This is a genomic window from Microcoleus sp. D2_18a_D3, assembly GCF_036702455.1.
Classification (GTDB): domain Bacteria; phylum Cyanobacteriota; class Cyanobacteriia; order Cyanobacteriales; family Microcoleaceae; genus Microcoleus.
Genome location: NZ_JAUBTK010000075.1, coordinates 16,601 through 38,272, shown reverse-complemented (window position 1 = coordinate 38,272; position 21,672 = coordinate 16,601). Strand labels below are relative to the sequence as shown.

The following is a 21,672-nucleotide window of genomic DNA, read 5'->3' as shown; positions in this document are numbered from 1 at the left end:
CTGATTTTTCGCTCATCTGACTACATTACCATATTTCTCGGCTCTTACTCTCACTATTTTTCACCTGAATCCTTACGATTAAAGATTAAAGATTAAAGAATTGAAGCATTGACCCCACGGATGAATACGGGGGCTTGTATCCTGGATGCTTTCGGTCATGTGAAGACTACTGCCTATTAATATTTGATTGGGTTTTAACCCCTGGCAGGGCTATTAGCCCGGAAGTAGAGTGCAGGGGGGGTTTCACCACAATGCAACGGCCCTGTCCTTTTCTAGGGGGGAGTGGAGTGCCACTCCTTTCACGACGGATTTTTTATTATTTCTATACATTGTATTTTCATTTTTTAATGTAAAAATTTTTCCATATAGTAGCGGAAAGTTGGTCGATCGCGCTATATTAAATTCACTTAATTAGCAATTGTATTTTTCAAGACATGATAAGGCAGCGTTTCTACCGTATTACGCCTTCATTGAATCGCATTTGAGATTAACAGCAGAAACTTATACGTAAGTAAAAAGCTTTAATCCCGATCACCCAAGTATAAAATGTTGTTCATTAACAGATAATTGGAATTTGGGATCGACCGCTAGAAAATTATGGTATTTATGCCCTAAGATAGATACACTAAGTTTGGTCACGTTAATGTCTTGGTTGAGGCTAGCCGATATGGACGCCATAGTAGATGCAGTAGATTTGACTGCGGTAAGGCCGGGATATCGCCCGATCGCGCAATTGTACACAGATTCTCGATCGGCTATCGATCGGTTCCTGCGCGAGAAAGAGCGACAACCCGCCGCTAAAATTCTCCAACCTACCTCGTTGTGGCGGAGGATTTCCGGGACGCGGTGCTGCCCAAATCCCAAAAAGTTGCATTAGCGATCGTTAATTGCATCGGGAGAAATAGTCCTCAACCGAACAGACATTCTCGACGAACTCGAAGGCAGACCGATTATTTACAAATACATTAAACCTTTTAATCTTTCAATTAATCTTGGCTGTTATCTTCCAGATGGAGGTGTATAAATTTTAGCAAAAAGAGGCTAAGGATTCGGGATATATTCGAGCCGTAATCCGTAGCAAATCGACAGGGGAAATGGAGGCAAACCTTATTTGGGGAATTCTGTTTTGATGCTAGTAACTATGATGCACGACTTTTATGATGCGCTGGCCGATTTGGGAATCTATGCAGATGCCACACCGGCGGAGCGCCAACAAATCCTTAATCGCGTTGGGGCTAGTCAGAAAAAACTCAAAGAATTCGCCCACCATACGCCGATCAATTACCAACACAAGTTCGATCTGGTTGAGGCCGAATTGCTCGGCGTTTTGGGACAGACAGCAGAAGCAATGGAACTTTATGATCGAGCTATTACCGGAGCTAAAGCGAACGAATATGTAAATGAAGAAGCTCTTGCCTGCGAACTCGCTGCTAAGTTTTACCTGTCATTGGGAAGAGAAAAAATTGCCCGAATCTATATGATAGATGCCTATGATTGCTATGTCCGCTGGGGAGATCGAGCCAAAATTGATGACTTAGAAAAACGTTATCCTCAATTATTAAAACCGATTTTAGAGCCCGCAAAACTCCCTGCACATCCCTTAGCAAATTTTCCAACACCTGCTGGGCAAAATCAATCGCTTCATCCATCCATTCATCCATCCATTCCTCCGTCTGTTTCGGCGAGTGTCTCAGATTTCGGGAATTTTTCAACACTGCTAAAAGCTTGTCAAGGGCTCTCTAGTGAAAGAGAACTCGATCGACTGATTGCCAAACTGATGCAACTGGCGATGAAAAATACAGCAGCTAACAAAGGAGCGCTGATTTTGCCAAACGGCAATCAATGGGAAATCGCGGCTACAAGCGCGATCGACAATTCGGGACTCGAATGGGCGATCAACTTATCATCCGCAACACTCAATGAAAACAGCGATATCTTGCCCCTTAAAATTGTTGACTGCGTTAAAAATTTATTGAAACCTGTGATTGTTCGGGATCTCGCTCAACAACGTGATTGGGATTCCGACTCCTACATCCTCAAATATCAACCGCAGAGCCTGTTGTGTTGGCCGATTCTCGATCGAGGCAAGTTAGTCGGCATTTTGTATCTGGAAAATCGCTTAACAGCAAGAGTTTTTACCCGCGATCGCCTGCAACTTCTCAATCTACTGTGTTCCCAGGCAGCCATCTGTTTGCAAAATGCTCTACTCTATAAAAAATATCAGGATTACAACCTACAATTAGAGCGATCGCTAGTAAAAATTAGCCGAACCGAATCTCAGCTTGCAGATCAGAAAAAAATGCTCCAAGCAATTCTTGATGTCGCTCCGATTTGGATTTGGATGGTGAATCCCAGTGGTAAAGTACAGTTTGTGAACAAGACATTTTCTCAAGATGTGGGCGTGCCTCTGAGCGATTTCCTAGCTGTCGATCATTATAACGATCTACTGGGGGAGAATGCAGCGGGCTGTCTGGTTTCCGATGCCGCCTGCCTTGCTCAAGATTTGCCGCATTACTCCAGCGAAATTCTCAGACTTGTTGACGGCAAACTACACGATTTAGAAATCACGAAAGTGCAGTTAAAAAATTGCCAGGGCGAGACAATCGGGATTATTGGTTTGGCTGTTGATGCCACTGAGCGCAAGCGAGCAGCCGAACTTTTGCAAGAGCAAAATCAACAGCTAGAACGAACTTTAAAAAATTTACAACAAGCACAACTGCAAATCGTGCAAAGTGAGAAAATGTCGGCTTTGGGTAATTTAGTTGCCGGAGTCGCCCACGAAATTAACAATCCGATTGGGTTTATTTCTGGCAATTTAAGCGAAGGTAAAAGAAGTTTGGAAGATGTTATCGAACACTTAGAATTGTATCGCTCCGGTGCATCGCAATCGGAAATAGCCGACCACGCCGAAGAGATAGACCTCGATTATCTTTTGGAAGATTTACCGAAGATGATTGATTCAATGCAACTTGGGTGCGAGCGCATTTGCAGCATCAGCAACAGTTTGCGTACCTTCTCCCGAGGCGACAAAGACTACAAAGTTCCTTTTAATATTCACGAAGGCATTGATAGCGCTATTTTAATTTTGAAACACCGCCTCAAAGCCAACGAACACCGCCCGCAGATAGAAGTGATAACTACATACGGCAATCTCCCTAAAATCGAATGTTTTCCCGGTCAATTGAATCAAGTATTCATGAACCTGCTTGCCAATGCGATCGATGCCTTAGAAGAGTCAAATATAGGACGCACTTTTAGCGAAATTACCGCCAATCCCAACCGCATCACGATTTCCACGGATCTAGTCAGCGAAGGGTACATTAAAATTAAAATTGCTGATAACGGCACCGGAATCAAAGAGGAAATTAAACAGCAGATATTCGACCATTTGTTCACGACGAAAGGTGTCGGAAAGGGAACGGGATTGGGGTTGACAATTGTCCACCAGATTGCGGTAGAGAAACATGGCGGAAGCATTGAGGTGAAGGGAGAGCTTGGAGTTGGCACTGAGTTTGCGATCGTTTTGCCTGTGAAGGGATAAATTTGAATTAAAATTCAATGTTTTTTGGGCGATCGCGTAATAAGATATACTGACTTTAATTCGGGTCTTTTTTTGAAAGCCTTGGCATAACTCTTTTAAAGTTGTATTTTAGACACCCTATAAGTGAGCGCGTCACCCGTTTTGAGTTGGGAGATGTCTATTATACAAAAAAAATTAATCACCAAGGCTTCGCCCTACAAAAATTTATCTTAAATTTAACCAATCTTGAATTTCTTGCGCTAACCAAGCCGCCTCAACCTCTGTCAAATTTTTTCCTAAAACATAAAAGTAAGTTCCCATATCGTTACCGGCACGAATCTTGATTTGATTTCCCGAAAGAGAGTTATTGTGAATGAAAGCACCCAAGATTTCTGATATTTCTCCTGTTTCTTGTAAGTATTTACACCCCAATACCTGATGTGTTATTTTAAAAAATTTGCGATTAAATTTAACTTGCTTTATCTCAAAAATAACCTTAACTAATAAACCTATTATAAGTACCGAAATTACTACCCCTATGCTCAATTTTCCTGTTAAAAAGGGAATAATTGTCGGGATGAATGTCATTAGCATTACTGTTCCTAGATAAGCAGATAATAAAGGCTTTCTGACTAAGACAGCCGGAATTTTAATGTGTAACTCCGTCGCTGATTTGCTAACTTGAATGCGACAGTGAGGCGGTTTAGCAATTTTCCGAACAGTCTCAATTTGAAGATTAGCCCCTTGTATGTTGCCCGATTTCAAAGCTGCTAAAGCCTCTCTAGCCTCGCTGAAACGCTTTTCTAACGCGATTTCCGTCATCTTCTCAATCCAGCTTACCAAACAGGGATTCACACTCACGCGATCGCTAAACTGAATCCGAGAATCTTTCTGTGGCAAATCCGCAGGAGTCACCCCCGTTAACAAATGAATTAAAGTAGCTCCCAAAGCATACAAATCCGAAGCCGCCACCGCCCGCCCCCAAAACTGTTCTAAGGGTGCATAGCCACTCGTTCCTACCACTGTAAACGTTACACCTGTCACCGCCGCTTGAGCTTGTACCGCACCAAAATCTACTAGATAAACGTGCTGATCTTCCCCCCAAATTAAATTACTCGGCTTAATATCTCGGTGCAAAACCGGGGGGCTTAATTCATGCAAATAAATTAAAATCTCCAGCACTTCACTGGCAATTTTTCGTACTTGTTTTTCGGAAAATTTCTTGCCTTTTTCTAACAATTCCTGAAGTGAAAATCCCGGAATATAATCTTGCACTAATCCAAACCAAGGCAATCCTGCTCCGGCTTCCCGCTCCAGGGAAAAATAATCTCGATAGCAAGGAATGCGGGGATGATTTAGCGCCTGCAAAACTTGTGCTTCTCTTTCAAAAAGCTTGAGTTCTTCCCACTGCATTTCCGGGCTAAAAGCTAACATTTTCAGTGTTACCTGTTCTTGAGACTCTAAATCTACTGCTAGCCAAGTTTGATGACCGGCCGCTGTGCGTCCTAAACGCTGTTGCAATTGATAACGTTCTTGTAAAATTTTTCCTGGTTCTAACACAGCATTGCCCTCTTTTTTTTAATTATATTAAATTTCCTTAACTATTAAATTAACTATTTGGAAAAGAGCGTTAAATTGCTAGTACAAGTAATTATCCGTGCATTTCTCCATTCGGCATAATTGTACCGCGCCACTGAGCACCCGTTAAATTAGCAGTGCTCAAATCGGCCCTAATCAAAGTTGTGCGGTGCAAAATTGCCTCCCGAAAATCTGTTCTAGCCAGGTAAGCATCAGTCAGATCAGCTTCACTCAAATTTGCCTGATTCAAATTAGCTCGACTCAAATCAGCCCGCACCAAATTAGCTCGACTCAAGTCAGCCATAACTAAATTAGCATTGCTCAACTTAACATCAGGAAGAAATGCACCCCGCAAGTTAGCGCCAGCAAATTCAGCATCAATTAACACAGCTCTTTCCAGCTTAGCATTTGTCATTACAGCCCAAGAAAAATTTGTTTCTACCAAAGTTGCTTCAGTCAAATATATGCCATCTAAAATAGCTTCGCTCAAATTCGCCTGAGTCAGATTTGCTTCCCCCAGAGATGCTTCTGTCAAATTCGCGTGACTGAGATTAGCTTTAGTCAAATCGGCACCTTGCAAATTGACGCCCCGCAAATCGGCACCTTGCAAATTTGTACCCCGCAAATTTGCACCCTCAAAAATCCGCACCTCCTTCCGCAAATTTGCACCCCGCAAGCACGCGCCGCGCAAATCTGCACCTTGCAAATTCACACCTCGCATATCTGCATCGCTCAAATTTGCATCAATAAAAACTGCCAAAGAGATGTTGGCTTTGCGAAAGTCTGCACCTTGCAAAGTAGCTCCGTGGAAGTCTGCATCCGACAAATTTGCTCCGCTCAAGTTTGCTTGATTTAAGTTAGCACCGCACAGCTTTGCATTAGTTAAATTTGCGCGCTGAAGGTTAATTCTGCTGAGGTACGACATCGCTAAGTTTGCACCCCAGAGGTCAGCATTACTTAAATTGACGCCAATTAAATCGGCACCGCTCAGGTATACCCCTCTGAGATTCATACCTTGAAAATCTAGTTCTCCTGATGTATATCGCCTTAAAATTTCGCTGGCATTCATATTTTTTTTGTTGTTAATTAGGTACAATCTGCTATTTCTAGGCTGCTTAAATTTCTGTTCGCGCAGGCGGACTTAGTTTTTGTAGCCCCAGACTTGAGTCTGAGAAATTTGATGAAATTTCTTGATTTTCAGTTGACGCAGGCCGACTTAGTTTATGTAGCCTCAGACTTGAGTCGAGCATTTAATGAGTGGGATTGACAAATTCTTGACTCCATAAGACTGTTTTGCTACCTAACTGTCGTCCGTGAATTTTCACATGAGTAAGATATTTTGATTTTAAAGTACACAGTTTTTTGTGAATGTATGTAGCTGTAGCCTGTTGGTTTGGTACTTCAGTAGACTCCAGAATCACATGGAGCCAACCGTCTTTAAATCCTGCTGTAGCAGCAATTCCTTTAGGCTGTAGCAATTGATTAATCAATTGGGCGATCGCCTTTGGTTTGCCTTGTTTTGCCATTTCCAGAAGCTGATACTGATTTGCTTTATGGCTAGAGTTTTCCTGCGGGATGTCTGAAATATTGTCAACCAAGTTTTCTGTGATTTCAGAAGGATATTTTCCGCTTTCTTTTGACTCCAATTCGCTCAAAATTTCCAGCAATTTATCGGTAAACTTCTGAACTTTTCCTACATACTCTCGGAGATTTTTATATTTCCAGTACAAACGCTCCTCTACACTTCCCGTAGAAATTTTTCCGTTCAAAGCAGCTTCTAACTGGGTGAATATATTTTCTATTTGCGCCGTTGCGGAGTTAGCACTTTGACTGACTAATTCTGTCATTTCTTCTTCCAATCCCAACTTTCGTTTGATGGAATCGCTAATATTTATAATAACAGGAGCCGCAGGTTCTAAAATTTCGATAATAGTCGGCATTTCTGCAACTGGGAATGTTTCTACGATTTCCTGTCTGAACTCGGTAGCATAATTATTGCTGGTTTCAGGTTCTTTAAACGGTAGATTTTCTGCCGTATCGGGGACTAAGTAACTTTTCTGGGGGTCATAATGATAGTGAGGTGGAGCAGCTTGAAGGATGTGAGTAATCTCGCCTGGATCAAAATAATCGGTGCGCCTGTCCACCAGCTCGCTCTGTTCATAAACACTGTTGTTTAAATGTGTCTGATCGTAATCTTCACTAGCCGAAGATTCGGCTTCATGGAGTTCTTCCTGTTGCATTTTTGCGTAACAAGGATTCATCGCTTTGATGATTACGCTCGCAGCTTGGTCGTTTTCATCTCTGTTGTCGAGATTGCTAGCAGTTCTGTATAAATGAGATTCCAGTTCGGCTAGGCTGCCACAGACATTAAACAGTTGTCGCAGCAGAGTGTCAAGTTCTTGAGTTTTCAGCAGTAGCCAGTCGCGATCGCTAAAAGTGAACTCGTGATAAAGACTAGAAAAAATTAGGATTTTAGCCCTCAGCGGATTTGTTTGCTGCAAAATTTTTTGTCTGACATCAAATAAAGTGCCGGGGTTTCTTGCCCTTTCTTCGCTGCTGGGTACTTCGGAACTAAAGTGATCATCAAATGCGGGAGCTTCCTGACCGCCAAAACTAGATATGTTTATTTCTAATTTGGTGAAATCTTCAAATTCATACAGCCTGCTAAGTTGACAAATTATGAGGTCGGCTACTAAAGCATACTCGGTTTTTTTATTAACCTTAGAGACTATACTATTTAAAACAGCTTCAATATCTTCTAACCTGCTGTATTTGGCGCACAGTTCTTCAATTAAAATCCTTACATCTGCGCTGGCGAGTTTGGCCGGGTCGTTTTCCCAGAACTCTTTACAAGCAAAAAATATTATTTTTTTAATGCGCGAGAGATTCACGTCTTGTTCTAATTCGCGAACAACTTCATCTAAAATAGATAAAGCTTTCATAGTTTTCCTCCCATAAAAATACCCGGTCAACACTCAGCAAGAAATAATACAATTATACCACATTTGATAAATGCAAGACTTTGATGCGATCGTAATTGGCAGCGGTATTGGCGGCTTAGTCGCAGGCTCGATGCTAGCCCGCTACGGGAAGCGGGTGCTCGTCTGCGAGAGCCACACAATAGCGGGCGGGGCAGCTCACAGCTTTTCGCGCCGGGGATTTCACTTTGATTCGGGGCCTTCTTTTTATTGCGGTTTGACTGACCCCCTGTCGTTCAATCCTTTGCGGCAAGTTTTTGATGTTTTGGAGGAATCGATCGCAGCAATTTCCTACGATCCGCTGGGGCATTACCATTTTCCAGAGGGAAGTTTACCGATTTATGCTGATGCCAGAAGTTACTTAGATGCTGTAGCTAAGTTCGCACCGCAAGGTGCTGTAGAATTGCAGCAATTTCAACAAAATTTATTAGTTTTGTATGAGGCTTTGCGTGGAATTCCGGCTTTAGCGCTGAGATCCGACTGGCAGTTGATACCTGTTTTGCTGTCTCGGTACTCGCCTGCTTTGCTGAAGCTGTTGCCGCTAGTAGGTGCGATCGCGGGTTCAGCAGGTTCCTTGATGGATCGCGATGTGCGCGATCCTTGGGTGCGGCGTTTGATTGATTTGGAGTGCTTTTTGCTGTCGGGTTTGAAAGCGCACGGAACTGTCGCCCCGGAAATAGCTTTTATGATTGGCGAACGATCGCGCTGTGCGATCGAATATCCTGTAGGTGGCAGCGGTGCGATCGTCGATGCTTTAGTGAGAGGCTTGCAGCGCTGGGGAGGAAAATTGCGCCTGGGATCTGCCGTCGAGCAAATATTAGTTGAATCCGGCAAAACCACCGGCGTTCGCTTGAAAAATGGCGAAGTTATCCGCGCCCCAATTGTCATTTCAAATGCCACAATCTGGGATACTTATACAAAATTACTGCGCCCTGAAGATTTGCCGGAAAGCTACCGCAAAAACGCTTTGTCGATGCCAGCAGTAGACAGTTTCATGCACCTGCATTTAGGAATTAAAGCCGAAGGACTCGAAGGTTTGACCGGCCACCACGTCGTCGTTCACGACAGCAAGATTGACATTACAGTACCCGGAAATACTTGCATGATTTCGATTCCTACAGTGTGGGATGCAACTCTGGCGCCGCCCGGACATCACGCCGTTCACGCTTATACATTGGAACCTTACGAAGGTTGGGAATATGGCGAATTGTATCAGCAGAAAAAGCAAGAGCGATCGCAATCTCTGTTTCAAGCTTTAGAAAGAATTATACCCGATTTGCGATCGCGAATAGTCCTAGAGTCGATCGGCACACCGCTAACCCACGCCCGATTTTTGCGCCGATATCAAGGAACTTACGGGCCTGCAATTGCCGCCGGAAAAGGCACCTTTCCTGGGCCGCAAACACCAGTCAAAGGCTTGTATCGCGTGGGAGACAGCACCATGCCGGGAATTGGCGTGCCCGCTGTCGCAGCATCGGGTATTTTGTGCGCGAATACTTTGGTAAATTCGGATGTGACAGCACAATTTTTGTAAGCGAAGGAAGTTCGGCAACGGATTATGTAACGGATGTAACGGATGTAACGGATGTCAGGAAGAAGGGAGAAGGAAGAAGGAAGAAGGAAGAAGGGAGAAGGAAAAAGGAAGAAGGAAAATTAACTGGTTCCCTGCCTCTGGCTGGGAACCGAGATCCAGAGGCTCTGCCTCGCTGGCAAAAAAACAGGAGGCAGAGCAATAGTGAAATGCGTTCCCAGCCAGAGCCCGGGAACGAGGAAAACGAGGAAAAAACTACTTTTTACAAAATCTGCCTGCTGCCAAAACTGATTATCCACCAGCGGCAAAAGCGCCCATAATTGCGATCGACAAAGCCAAACCTGGCAACAGCAGCAATCCTAACATCAAAGCATCGTGTCCGCTCATCACTTTCTCCTGATATTTACCTTTGACATTATACTCTTTGACACTCCCCTGGCTGAAGCCGAGGGGATTCTTAATTCAGCGACTGACCTTAAAATTTTCTGTCCTTACGGCAATACTTAAACCTTTCAACCGTGGGGATACCACCAATTGACGAGCCTAATTCAGAAGCATCCCAGCGGGTCTATCTCCAAAAGCGTACTAGGATATTTCCCTAGAGTTTGGGTATGCCCTACCCTACTTAACAATTCGAGCGTGAAAAAGTTTATTTGCTGGATTGAAACCTACATTTTCGGTTTCGACTGTTTATAGTGTTTTCGCCGCACTTTGTCCCCCAGTTTATGCCTAAAAGTGTGTCTCATGTCCTGTTTCACGATGGCAAGGGAGTTTAACCCTGACTGTTTCAGTTTACCATACTGTCCCGTTTTGTCCAAAGCTTTTTAAGGAAGTTTTTTGAATTTAAAAGATTGGATTTTGGGTTCATGACTGAGGTAAAGAGAACAGGCAGGATAAATCCTGCAACGCCCTTTCATCCCCGGACTGAAGTCACGGGGATTTCAGGGTATTCCTTATAAACCGCTATCTCGCCCTTAAGAATTAAAACCGACATATAGATTCAGGATTGACAGGGCAAATTTTATTAACAATGGGATTACCGCGCAAGTCCAGTGTAGTTAACTTTTGCAACGATTGCAGGGAACTGATATCAGAGATTTGATTGTTGTACAAGTCTAGTAAAAATAAATTATTTAAAGCTTGTAGCGCGCTGCTATCCGAAATCGGATTGTTGAACAAATAAAGTTCAGTCAAATTAGTTAAGGATTTCAGCGGACTGATGTCTGATATTTGATTGTTACCGAGGTTGAGTTCAATTAAATTAGTGAGCGAGGTCAAAGGACTAATATCTGATATTTTATTTTGGAATAAAACCAATTTATTTAAGTTTGTTAGAGAAGCCAGCGGAGTCAGGTCAGATATTTCATTTCCGAAGAGAAACAGCGTTTTGAGATTTTTCAAGGAAGCCAGCGGGGTGATATCCGATATTTTATTATTGTAAAGGTAGAGTGTCTGGAGTTCAGTTAAATTTGCCAGAGGAGCGAGATCAGAAATTTGATTTTTGTAGAGAATCAGTGCATTTAAGTTAGTTAAATTTTGCACCGGAGTGATGTCTGAAATTTTGTTTTCAAACAAGACAAGTGCGGTAAGATTAGTTAGACCTGCTAGGGGAGTGAGGTCTGATATTTGATTGGTATCGAGAACGAGTATACTCAGATTTATTAGAGATGAAAGCGGACTGATATCTGATATTTGATTGACATCTATAACCAGAGCTTTCAGGTTAGTTAAAGATTGCAGGGGAGCGATGTCAGATATTTGATTACTGCCGAGGATGAGATTAGTAAGTTGAGTGAAAGATGAGAGGGGGCTGATATCGGTAATTTGAAGATTTTTGAGGTTAAGTTCTGTTGTATTAGAAAGCAGTTCGTTAGCTCGATCGCACTCGGAAGTCTCTGATATTTGCAACAGTATGTCTACGGTATGTTTGGCACCGGGAGAGATGTTTTCTTTCTGCTTGCACCAATCGGAAAAGTTATTATAGGTTGTCATGGGCTGTGCTGCCTTAATCGATTTTAGATGGGATATTTGAAATTTTAGATATAGCGGTTCTCAAACGTGGTGAGGTATGGGGTGAGTCCTATGCCGATGCCCGATGCCCGATGCCCGATGCCCGATGCCCGATGAGCTCCTCATGTTACTGAGAAAGGCTATAAGTATAGCAATTCTATTCCATTTGTGAATGAGATTTTTTTCGGGTTTTGAGAAATTTCAGCAAAAATTGTGTAAAGTAATCTTAACATCCTTAATTGCATTGCCTTCGCAGGAGCCAAGAGCCAACTATGACACCAGAACTAATTTTTAATGCCGGTAATCTGTTCGTTGTGCCTTTCTGGGCAATTATGATTTTATTACCAAACTGGGGAATTACCCGAAAAGTGATGAATTCCTTTATTCCGTTTGCAGTGCTCGCCGTTTTGTACATATATTTGTTTGGTAGCAGTCTGACTGCGGAAAATGCGGCTGCTTTGTCGAATCCCAAGCTAGCAGATATTGCTAAGTTTCTGGGGGAGGAAACGGCGGCGGCTACGGGATGGATACATTTTTTAGTGATGGACTTGTTTGTCGGGCGCTGGATTTATTGGGAAGGACAGCGGACAGGAGTTTGGACGGTTCATTCTTTGGCTTTGTGTTTTTTTGCGGGGCCGATGGGATTGCTTTCTCATATTGTAACTGCTTGGATTACTCAAAGGTTTTTTCCGAGTTCGGAAAGTCTTTCAGGGGCCGGTTCTGGAGCCCACCCCCAAGAAAATTGATGTATTGTGGAACGGGCTCTCTGGCCCGTTCGTTCCTAAGAATGGCGCAAGATATCAATAAGAATATAGATCGTAGCTAAACCCGCTCCTTGTATTTTGAAAGAGGTAGATGGCGGTTTACCGTTGGGTGGGGGCGGGTTTATGAAATTATGGGTTTTAGGCAATTATTGTTGGTGAAACCCGCCCCTACAATCCTCGATCGCAGCGAGGTAGATGGCGGTTTAGCGTTGGGTGGGGGCGGGTTTATGAAATTATGGGTTTTAGGCAATTATTGTTGGTGAAACCCGCCCCTACAATCCTCGATCGCAGCGAGGTAGATGGCGGTTTAGCCTTGGGTGGGGGCGGGTTTATGAGATTATTGGTTGTAGGCAATTATTGTTGGTGAAACCCGCCCCTACAATCCTCGATCGCAGCTTGGAACTTTTACAAAATTTTACCAGATTAAGAATTGGCCAGGGGCAGCACTAAACTAGCGACAATTAAATTGTTTTCTAACATTTCTATAGAAAAGTTTCCCCCCATTAAGTCTACTGCTCGCTGACAAATTAAGAGATTTTGCACGATCGACCTATGGGAACTAGAAACCGCTAATATATCGGGTTCGGAACCGCCGTTGAAGGCAGCAATTAAGTGTCGATCGCACGCGCCGCTATCGATCACAGACAATTCTAACAAATCTTCCCCCAACAACTGAGAGCGAATCTCAATCTTGGCGCCAGCAGCAGAGCGCCTGCAAGCCGTCGCCAGCAATTCGCACAGTATCAAATCCAGCTTGATACAGTCCCCGCGAACGCTCAAAGTCTGACCTGCAGGCATCGACACAGCAGTTTCTCTGTGCACATCCAGCAAGACTTTCGACTGTTTGACCAGGGGGGCCGTTCGATCGAGCGATCGCCTCAGCCAAGCGCTCACAGCCACCGCATCTTGTGCGAAGTGCAGCCGCCAATGTTCCTGTTTGAGCAGCAAATGAGTTGACCCCAAAGCATTGCCAATTTGTCGCAAAACCTGTTGGTAGCGCAAAATTTTCAGAGCATCCTTTTGTTCCTTCGCCGACTGCAAAATCGACTGACTCAACTCCCCCAACTCCTTCACCCCCGCTCCCACAGTGCGGTAAAACTCCTCAAAACGGCGCTGTTTGTACCAGTTGAGCAACTCCAGATCCAATCGCTGCGACTCGGCGGCTGATTGCACCGCCAAATACCTGCGCCACCAAGCCAACTGAGACGCCATCGAGCTGAGTAAACTCACCGACAACTCCGACCATTGGCGGCCCGGAGCGTCTGCAGCCACCACAATGCCCACCGGAGCGTGTTCTGGGGCCGTCCGCAGCGCCACCGTCATAATCTCGCCAATTCCCGGACTGCGGAGCCACCGCTTTGTCGCCAGTTGCAGTTGGCTCGTGCTCTGTTGCACCACGCAGTTAGCAGCCAGGGTTTGTTGGATCAAAGCATCTGTTTGGACAGGAATCACCGCCTCGGGATTGAGGGCAAATACGGGATTGGCAGCTACCGTCGCCACGATGGAACCTTCCTCATCACCGGGATTCCAAGTAATTACGGCTACTAAAGGACAGGAAATTGTCTGGGAAACGTGTTGAGCAAAGTTACGATCGAGCTTTTCTAGCGGCAACTCTGGGAACATCGTCGGTGAAGCAGCAGATATCTCTTGCTCAGATTGCTCATCAGGAGAATGGTGCAAAACCGCCAAACCCGATTTGATCGATCGCTCAAATTGCTGATATTTGTCGATTGCCGAACTCTGCTGCCACGAGTGCAGGATCAATCCGAGTTGTTCGCCCACTAGCCGAACTAATTCTTGCTCAGATCGCCTCCAAGTGCGAGTTGCACTGTGCCCGACAACCAGCAAACCCTCGATCGATTTGCGATTGGCGATTTTCGATTTTAGATTGGGGTTTTCTCCCTCTGCCTTTTTCGCCCGAGTGCTCGATGCCAAAAGCGATCGCACCCCAGCTTCCCCCAACACATCCCGCCAAGCGCCCAACCGCCCGTCTTCCTCCCAATTTTCAATAGCTAGAGGTGCACTTTCTTGCAACAGCCCCACGTCAGCCACATCTAGGGCGTTGAGTGGCGACGGCACTGGCCTGCGATTGCGGGGCAGATTTTGGCAGACAATTTCAAAGCGATTTTGTTCTTCGCCGTACAGCAGCAGCAAAAAGTATTCGCATTTGAGCCGATCGCACAACTGTGCGGCGGTATTTTTCAAAGTCGCCTCCCAGTCAGCATCGCTGTAGATGGCGTGAGCTATTCCGGCAGTTAAATCTCGATCGATCTCAGTTTGTTGAATTTTCTCCTCCATCTCCGACATAGGAGCCGTCAGAGCCACTAACTGCGCCACTCCCCGCAGGTAATGCTTTTCATTGTCTTGCCAAATCCGGGGTTCGCTGGCTTCGACTGCCAAAAATCCCAACAATTCCCCTTCTGAAACAATCGGCGCAGCCAACAGAGAGCGAGCGCGGATTTGCTGCATCAACCGCCCCGTCAGCTCAGTTTTCAGAGAACTTTGAGATTCACCGATCCAAACCATTTCTTCCCGGCCCAAAGCCTGATAAAATTCGCCCAAGTCTTGGACGGTGATGCCCGAAGCCGGTCGGCCCGGCCCGCCCAAACCCGGAGTAACTTCGCGGTTGCTGACTCGGCGCCAAAAATAGCGTCGCTCTCGCTCGAACCAGTAAACATTAGTGCGTGTCGGCTCGATAAATTCATGAGTTTGTTCGACCACCGCTTGCAAGTATTGGTCGAGCGATCGCAATTCCCCCAACTGTGAAATCAGCGCAAAAAGAGACTCGTCTGGGTGTTTAACTTGTTGTCGCTGCCAGTCTTTTTCTATTTGGTAAAGAGCAGTTGCCAGCGCTCCAAATACGATCGCCAACTGCGTTTTTTCCCCCGACTTTGGCGACGCTCCCCATACCTCAGTTCCGAGCAAAATCACGCCGTAGCAGCGGTCTTTGTAGCGCAGCGGAAACAGAGTCGTGCCTTGAATATTGAAAGTTTGAGCTGCTTTGCGCCATTCTCCGGCTCGGTTTTCCGATCGCAAATCCGGAACTCCCACCGGGCGGAGCTGAATCACCACTTGTTCGAGCAAATCCCCCGGACTGAGAGCAAACCGCTGTTTGAGAAAAGACAGGTCGCCGTTAGGAGTTATGCCGCCTTTCCCGAACAATCTGTGGGCTTGTCGATCGTACAACCCGATCCAAATCAACCGCCAGTCAAATTCCGCTTGCAAGTAACCGAGTGTGGTCGAAAGTAGCACTTCCACATTCTCCTCTTCTCGGAGAGTCAGGAGAACGCGCTCTAGGGTCGCGATTTGTTCGTCTAAATCCCTTGGTCTTTGCTGCTGCCCCATTTCCAAGCTTCCCCGCACCTTGTCTAATTTAAAATTACTAGCTTAAAAATTCCAAAAATTAAAATGCCAAAGAGTCAACTTATAATATAATCGTCTCATATCAAATCCGTTAGCATCGGAATAGTAAATTCGAGTTCACTGTTCACGGCGTCAACAGTCAACCGTCAACACTCAACATCATTCCGGTGTAACCGGAAATGATATCACTTATCCTTCAATCTCAAACAGTGGATAAAGTCGATCGAAGTTGAAGTAACAACCTCACCTTCACTGCCTGCTCGTGAATATTTTTATTTCTCTTCTCCTTTCTAATTTGTAAATTGCCCCAGTACAAATCATTGGATATTTATCAATCAAGTGTACGCCCGCTGTTGTTTTCCGTATTGAAAACCGATGCCGAGTGGCTGCACAACCGCACTCTCCAAGTTCTCGAACTCGCAGCCAGAACCCAGTCAAACCCCGCAACCAGCCAAATGCTCTCTCGATTGCAGAAATCTTTGGGAGTCCAAGATTCTCGCCTCGAACAATCTTTGTGGGGACTGAGCTTTAACAATCCTGTCGGCTTGGCCGCCGGATTTGATAAAAACGGCGTAGCTGCTGACATTTGGGCAAATTTTGGCTTTGGCTTTGCCGAACTCGGAACTGTCACTTGTCAACCACAGCCGGGAAACCCCCAACCTCGCTTGTTTCGCTTGACGGAGGACAGTGCAGCCCTCAACCGCATGGGATTTAACAATCAAGGAGCCGCGGCAATGGCAGCCCGGTTTCAGGCAGCACAGAAAAAGTCCCCACTCGATGCCCAGCGCCCCATGCGTCATTCCCCGTTACCCTTGGGCATCAATCTCGGTAAATCTAAGGTAACACCGTTAGAGCAAGCCGCTGCCGACTATTTGGAGAGTTTTAAGCTGCTGAAAGATTGGGGCGACTATTTTGTAGTCAACGTTTCCTCTCCGAATACGCCTGGGTTGCGATCGCTCCAAGATGCTGCTGGACTCAGCACAATTTTGGAAATTTTGCAACAAGAAAATCAGGGAATCAAGCCAATTTTAGTCAAGATTGCGCCGGATTTGGAGCCCGAGGCGATCGTATCAATCCTCGACTTAGCAAAAACCTACCAACTAGCAGGAATTATCGCCACAAATACCACCATCCGCCGCGACGGATTGAAAACACAAATATTGCGAGAAACAGGCCAACCAATCGCCGAAGAAGCCGGGGGAATTAGCGGGCTTCCAGTACGGGAGCGATCGACAGAAGTAATCCGATTTATCTGGCAATATACAAAAGGCGAATTACCTATAATTGGAGTTGGTGGCATTTTCACCGCCGAAGATGCTTGGGAAAAAATAGCCGCCGGTGCGAGTTTAATTCAAGTTTACACTGGTTGGGTTTACGAAGGGCCTTGGATGGTGCGTCGGATTCTCCAAGGTTTGTTGAAAAAGTTAGAAGAAAAAGGATTTAATTCGATTTCTGAGGCAGTAGGTTCGGAAAATCAATACACATAGGAGTGAAAAGCAAGTCTTGGGCAGGATGCCCGATCAATATTACCCTTGTTGCACCCTTCGAGCAGTGGATTGAGCAGCCATCCACTCCCGGAAATAATCGCCGCCACCTTTAGCATCTGATTAACTCTTGAAATTTCCTTATAAAGGCACTAGCCGATCGCTGTATTTGATCAAAACTTTATAATCTCGATCGTACCACGCCCTAGGTATCATATCTTGAACTTGAGCGACATCAACAAGCTGGCTTTTCGTTCCGTAGGCAGATTCCGTTTCATAGATGATTTTTTGCTGGAGAATTATCTCTCGCTTGAAGGGAAAAATCATCATAGGAACCCCGTATTTTTGCAGGGGAGGCAAGTATTTTTCAAGTAAGGAAATATCTACCGGATAGCCTCGACAAAGGTCAACGGTTGAATAAACTGCAACTATCAATTTACCGTCTATATATGTCCAGCCAGCTTCATACAACTTGCTGATGTTTAGACAGTCTTTATAGCAGTTGATTGTGCCTCGTTGAGGATGATACACAGGAATCAGCCATTCAGGGGCTTTGTTAATTGCTTGTGCTTTTCCTTTGCGATCGTGATAGTGAGCTTCTCCAACAGCTAATCAGCTTTGGCAGTCTCGTCTAATATCCATGAGTTCACCCAGAATCTGACTCACAGTGCGATCGCTAAAAAAACTATCAGGCAACACCATACCAACAGTTCCCTAACATTAATACTACAAGAAATCTTTTGTTTTCGATTTATTTCACTCAGTATTACCTCAAAAGTAAATCGGCGATCTAAATCTTCAACAATCTTAACAAGTCGATTTATATAACCCGCATCTAATCAAATATTTCCGCTAATTTCAAAGCATTAAGTTGAGCTTGAGCTTTATGCAGCGACTCCTGCCATTCCCTTTCTGGATCGCTATCAGCAACAATCCCCGCACCCACTTGTCCCCAAACAACTCCCCCGGTTGTACCGTCACTTTTTGGTGCATATAAAAGGGTGCGAATCAAAATATTTAAATCCAGGTTGCCGCGCCAGTCCAAATAACCGCAGGAACCGTAAAATAAATTGCGCTTCACGGGTTCCAATTCTTCGATGATTTCCAGACAGCGCACTTTCGGACAACCTGTAATCGTACCGCCCGGAAATACCCCTCGAATTAAGTCGATCGCGTCGCAATCTCCTCTTAATGTACCGATAACATTACTGACGAGGTGCATCACGTGACTATAGCGTTCAATCGTCAGAAATTCGTTAACTTTTACCGAACCCCATTCACACACCCTCCCGATATCGTTGCGCTCTAAGTCAACTAACATAATATGTTCGGCTCTTTCTTTGATATTCTCTATTAATTCCTGTGCTAACTGCTCATCTTGAATGGAGGTTAAACCTCGCGGTCTCGTTCCCGCGATCGGTCTAGTATCCACTTTTTTTCCTAATAATTGAACCAGTCTTTCCGGCGAACAACTAACTATCGCCCCCCACGGAGTTTGCCAATAACTTGCAAAAGGCGAAGGATTGATCTGTTGCAAAGCGCGGTAAATTGACCAACTACTGCACTCTGTACGGGCTTCAAACCGCAAAGATAAATTAGCCTGAAAAATATCGCCCGCATGAATATACTTCTGAGCTTTTTGCACTATTTCTTTATACTCACTTTGAGATAATTGGAAAATAGGAGTAGCCGAATTTTGTTGATAATTTTCCGGTAAATTATTCTCGATTATTTCTGGCTTAGTTTGCTCTAATTGATGCTGCATAACATCGAGGTGAGAAGGTTGACTCGCAGCCAACCAGAGAATTTGCGTTTGATGGTCTAAAACCGCAAAAGATTCTGGTTCGTACCAACAGCTAACCGGGAAAGGAAGCGGATCGGTATTGAGTTGGGGCAGGTGTTCGATTTCCCATGCTAAATCATAACCTAGCCATCCCAACCAACCCCCAGTAAAAGGAATTTCCGGGGGTACATTCACTGCTAAATTTTGCTCTTGAGAGTCCAAAAGAGCGCGCAAAAAAGGTAAAATTTCACCGACTGGCGGTGTCCATAGCTGAGATTGACCATCAATTTTCCGGGGAGAACCTGCACAAATAGAATATCGTGCCAAGTTAGTAGAAGATGTAACTGGACTTTCTAGCAGAACGGCCATATCGCGGGGGAAACAATCCGATCTTGAGCTTGCACTGTCGGCGGTTTTACCGAGAAATAAAAATTGAAAAATCTCCGATCCGTTGCGCTGATTTAGGGGAAGCTTTCGCCAATGCCAAGGTTGTATTTGTTTCATAATAGATTGCACTATGTTTAACACTTTCAGGACTTACGCAAAATGTCAATTCTGTAGTAAAGTGCACAGTTCGCACCCTCTTAAAATCGATTGAAAGCGTTATCTCAGCCATTATTTACAACTTTCCAAATATCTCGGTTTGCCTCTTTTTTGAGGCGTATCCAACCCCTAACGGAGTTAATGAGAAATATAGTTTGGGTTCTGTGCAAATCATCTAAGGTAATTAATTCTTCTCTGATTTTTCCCTCCTCTAAAAGTTGAGAACGAAACGTCCCCGGTAATAAACCGCACTTGAGGGGAGGTGTGATTAGACCTGCGGGTGTATCGATCGCGATATTGGCGATCGTGGATTCGGTGATCACTCCATCTTGATTCCACAGCAAGACATCCTGATATTGGGGCTGCGACTCCAAAGCCATTGTATAAGGTACTCGGTAAGTTGTCTTGTGGTAAAGAAATGGGCTTTGAGAGTCGATCGGTTTGCGGGCAATTCCCACAGATGCACCGATTTTTAAGATACCGCTATCTAGTGTCTGAGCTTGTAATGTTATGTTTCCCTCACAAGATATTGTTAACCGTATTTTTTGTTTGACTGACCCGCAAGTCAGACTTAATGCTTGTAAAGCTTTGCTTGTTTCTGTTAGCGATAGGGGAAAATTAAAATAATCAGCCGATCGCTCTAATCTTTGAAGATGTCTGTCTAGCAAAAAATAGCCGTTTTTGGGTTGCCATAAAAGTGATTCCAGCAATTCAAAGTTTGGCTGGTGTTGAATCATATTTTTGTCAATATAATGTAAATTCGGGAACAAGACAATTATTAGACCCGCGAAGCGGCCTGTTTGTGTAATTATATAGGAAGTTAACTTGAATTTATGTTGCCTAAATCCTTTAGATTTCAATGGCGCCTTGTCATCGGGCTGTTAATATTAACCTCAGCGATCGCACCTCTAGCCCTCAACTACTACGTCCGATTTGTTACCCGCAACTACCGCCACAGCGATATAGCTAATGTGCCGGCAGAACCCATTGCTATAGTTTTTGGTGCCGGACTTTGGGAAGACGGCACTCCAAGCCCCATGTTAGCCGATCGAGTGCAAGCAGCCGTCGATTTGTACAAAGCGGGCCGAGTGGACAAACTTTTGATGACAGGAGACAATAGCACGGTCGATTACAACGAAGTCCAAGCAATGCAGAACTACGCCGAAGCCCAGGGCGTACCGATTAATAATATCGTTCTCGATTATGCCGGATTTAGCACCTATGAAAGTTGCTACCGGGCGAAAGAGATTTTTGGCATAACGCAGGCTGTTTTAGTTACCCAAAACTTTCACTTAGCCCGCGCTGTTTATACCTGTCGCCGGTTGGGCATACAGGCGATCGGCTTAGGAACGCCGGATTGGGGCAAATTTCGCCAAAAGGGCATGATTCGCTACAGTTTCCGCGAATTTTTGGCAGTCATCAAAGCGCTTTGGGAAGTGCGTGTTACCCGTCCAGAACCGACTTTTTTGGGGCCGTTTGAAGGAATTCAAGAAAAGTGATAAGTGGTCTGTTGAAAACTTTAGTCCTTGCTTTAAGGACGAAAGTCTTCACTAAAAACGGATTTTCTTACAACTAACCGGACATCATGTAAGTCCGGGAGTGGTAAGTTTTGAGTTAAACAAAACTTACAACAAAACTCACAAATCATAACTTGCCCGTTGCGGTAGTGTTCCATAACTTACTCGCGTTTGGAAAGTCCTGCCAGCGACCAAGTTAGACTCACCATCATTAAGCGTGCTAGAGCCTTCAAACCATCTTCACCATGATTTTCAAATGCTTGAGACTCGGTTTGAGAATTATCATTTTCTGGCAAGTCTTGAGGGGCTGATGCTGGTTTTTCAAACTCCGCTTTGTCACAAGATTCCTCAAGACTGACTTGTGACTGATGATTTTCTTTTTCTCTCATTTTATGAGTCACCTCCTTGAGTTACTGCATACATAACCCATACTACAAATATAAATTGTTTGTTTCCGGCATTTGGCGATCGAAGTTTTCTTACATGGCGATCGTAATCAGCAAGTGACGTGATACCCATCACTTAATTGTTATTTTTACTTACTAGCGATGTTTTCACAAATCTGCTACAGTTAATACCTAACAATCAATGTGACGCTCAG

At 44.7% G+C, this 21,672-nt stretch carries 16 protein-coding genes; 7 read left to right on the top strand and 9 right to left on the bottom strand.

Annotation, left to right across the window (positions count from 1 at the left end; genetic code table 11):
- Positions 1-643 precede the first annotated feature (643 nt).
- Positions 644-877, top strand: coding sequence for a hypothetical protein (locus QUB06_RS26580; RefSeq protein WP_333437829.1), 234 nt, complete (start codon positions 644-646; stop codon positions 875-877).
- A gap of 252 nt (positions 878-1,129) precedes the next feature.
- Positions 1,130-3,541, top strand: a complete 2,412-nt coding sequence (locus tag QUB06_RS26575) for an ATP-binding protein (protein WP_333437830.1) — start codon at positions 1,130-1,132, stop codon at positions 3,539-3,541.
- A 204-nt stretch (positions 3,542-3,745) separates the two neighbouring features.
- Here QUB06_RS26575 and QUB06_RS26570 read toward each other — a convergent pair whose 3' ends face one another.
- The 3 genes from QUB06_RS26570 to QUB06_RS26560 form a co-directional block, all read right to left on the bottom strand.
- Positions 3,746-5,080, bottom strand: a complete 1,335-nt coding sequence (locus QUB06_RS26570) for a serine/threonine-protein kinase (protein WP_333437828.1) — start codon at positions 5,078-5,080, stop codon at positions 3,746-3,748.
- A 91-nt stretch (positions 5,081-5,171) separates the two neighbouring features.
- Entirely contained in the window at positions 5,172-6,167 is a 996-nt protein-coding gene (locus tag QUB06_RS26565; RefSeq protein WP_333437827.1) for a pentapeptide repeat-containing protein, read from the bottom strand.
- 181 nt (positions 6,168-6,348) lie between these two features.
- Positions 6,349-8,040, bottom strand: a complete 1,692-nt coding sequence (locus QUB06_RS26560) for a hypothetical protein (protein ID WP_333437826.1) — start codon at positions 8,038-8,040, stop codon at positions 6,349-6,351.
- A 70-nt stretch (positions 8,041-8,110) separates the two neighbouring features.
- Between QUB06_RS26560 and QUB06_RS26555 the strand changes: the two genes are divergently transcribed.
- Both QUB06_RS26555 and QUB06_RS26550 read left to right on the top strand, forming a co-directional pair.
- Entirely contained in the window at positions 8,111-9,610 is a 1,500-nt protein-coding gene (locus tag QUB06_RS26555; RefSeq protein WP_333437825.1) for an NAD(P)/FAD-dependent oxidoreductase, read from the top strand.
- Entirely contained in the window at positions 9,562-9,927 is a 366-nt protein-coding gene (locus QUB06_RS26550; RefSeq protein WP_333437824.1) for a hypothetical protein, read from the top strand. Before QUB06_RS26555 ends, QUB06_RS26550 begins: the two co-directional genes overlap by 49 nt.
- 661 nt (positions 9,928-10,588) lie before the next feature.
- On the opposite strand, the gene QUB06_RS26545 is transcribed toward QUB06_RS26550, so the two are convergent.
- Complete coding sequence (locus QUB06_RS26545) at positions 10,589-11,599, bottom strand: leucine-rich repeat domain-containing protein (RefSeq protein WP_333437823.1); 1,011 nt, start codon at positions 11,597-11,599, stop codon at positions 10,589-10,591.
- Positions 11,600-11,889: 290 nt separating this feature from the next.
- Here QUB06_RS26545 and QUB06_RS26540 point away from each other — a divergent pair, with 290 nt between their 5' ends.
- On the top strand, positions 11,890-12,363 hold the full coding sequence (locus tag QUB06_RS26540; protein ID WP_333138172.1) for an ABA4-like family protein: 474 nt from the start codon (positions 11,890-11,892) through the stop codon (positions 12,361-12,363).
- Between the two features lie 441 nt (positions 12,364-12,804).
- On the opposite strand, the gene QUB06_RS26535 is transcribed toward QUB06_RS26540, so the two are convergent.
- Entirely contained in the window at positions 12,805-15,726 is a 2,922-nt protein-coding gene (locus tag QUB06_RS26535; protein WP_333437822.1) for a GAF domain-containing protein, read from the bottom strand.
- Positions 15,727-16,064: 338 nt separating this feature from the next.
- Here QUB06_RS26535 and QUB06_RS26530 point away from each other — a divergent pair, with 338 nt between their 5' ends.
- Positions 16,065-17,231: a quinone-dependent dihydroorotate dehydrogenase gene (locus QUB06_RS26530; RefSeq protein ID WP_333437821.1), complete on the top strand. Its 1,167-nt coding sequence runs from the start codon at positions 16,065-16,067 to the stop codon at positions 17,229-17,231.
- Between the two features lie 138 nt (positions 17,232-17,369).
- Here QUB06_RS26530 and QUB06_RS26525 read toward each other — a convergent pair whose 3' ends face one another.
- The 3 genes from QUB06_RS26525 to QUB06_RS26515 all read right to left on the bottom strand — a co-directional run bounded on the left by QUB06_RS26525 (position 17,370) and on the right by QUB06_RS26515 (position 20,291).
- Entirely contained in the window at positions 17,370-17,759 is a 390-nt protein-coding gene (locus QUB06_RS26525) for a hypothetical protein (protein ID WP_333437820.1), read from the bottom strand.
- Positions 17,760-18,063: 304 nt separating this feature from the next.
- Entirely contained in the window at positions 18,064-19,515 is a 1,452-nt protein-coding gene (locus tag QUB06_RS26520; RefSeq protein WP_333437819.1) for an anthranilate synthase component I, read from the bottom strand.
- 104 nt (positions 19,516-19,619) lie between these two features.
- Positions 19,620-20,291: an aminotransferase class IV gene (locus tag QUB06_RS26515; RefSeq protein WP_333437818.1), complete on the bottom strand. Its 672-nt coding sequence runs from the start codon at positions 20,289-20,291 to the stop codon at positions 19,620-19,622.
- 96 nt (positions 20,292-20,387) lie between these two features.
- Here QUB06_RS26515 and QUB06_RS26510 point away from each other — a divergent pair, with 96 nt between their 5' ends.
- Complete coding sequence (locus tag QUB06_RS26510) at positions 20,388-21,053, top strand: ElyC/SanA/YdcF family protein (protein WP_333437817.1); 666 nt, start codon at positions 20,388-20,390, stop codon at positions 21,051-21,053.
- Positions 21,054-21,232: 179 nt separating this feature from the next.
- Here QUB06_RS26510 and QUB06_RS26505 read toward each other — a convergent pair whose 3' ends face one another.
- Positions 21,233-21,460, bottom strand: coding sequence for a hypothetical protein (locus tag QUB06_RS26505; protein ID WP_333289903.1), 228 nt, complete (start codon positions 21,458-21,460; stop codon positions 21,233-21,235).
- Positions 21,461-21,672: the final 212 nt, after the last annotated feature.